This is a genomic window from Luteitalea sp., assembly GCA_009377605.1.
Lineage (GTDB): Bacteria > Acidobacteriota > Vicinamibacteria > Vicinamibacterales > Vicinamibacteraceae > WHTT01.
Map to the genome: position 1 here is coordinate 1 of WHTT01000280.1, position 647 is coordinate 647.

Below are 647 nucleotides of genomic sequence, written 5' to 3' on the forward strand. Positions count from 1 at the left end.
GGCTTATGCGCGTGATCTTCGGCACCACGGAGCTGTCGCGGCCGTTCCTTGCCCCACCGGGCGTGCCGGCCGAACGCGTCGCGGCGCTGCGGACGGCTTTCTGGACGGCTGTGAGTTCGCCCGAATCTCAGGCGGACGCTAAGCGCATGAGGATCATCGTGGATCCGCTGGGCTGGGAGGACACGGTCGCGGCGTTGCAGGAGACTCTCGGTGCGCCCCGGGCAACGGTGGAACGCGCCAAAAAGGCGATACGCGAATAGTGGACGTGCACGCCTTGAGGAAAGCCGAGGCTCGTCAAATCGGACGAGCTTTCGACTACGCGTTATTTCGGCGTCCGTCGAATGCGGATTGCTCGCGAGGAGCGCGGAAGCCGACATGATCTGGCCCGACTGGCAGTAGCCGCACTGAACGACCTCCCGATCGAGCCAAGCCTCCTGGATCTTTGCGCCCACCGCCATCGCGTCGATCGCTTCGATCGTCGCGATCTCGGACGTGCCGACACTGTCGATGGGCGTGATGCAGGTCCGCGTGGCGACACTGTCGATATGCACGGTGCAGGCACCGCAGAGAGCCATGCCGCAGCCGAATTTGGTGCCAGTCATGCCCAGGACGTCGCGCAACACCCGGAGAAGCGGCGTGTAGCCGTC

Annotated in this window: 1 pseudogene; it reads right to left on the reverse strand. The window is 64.9% G+C overall.

The window, feature by feature from the left end:
* Positions 1-326 precede the first annotated feature (326 nt).
* Positions 327-602 (reverse strand): annotated as a pseudogene (locus GEV06_28930) ((2Fe-2S)-binding protein).
* Positions 603-647 lie beyond the last annotated feature (45 nt).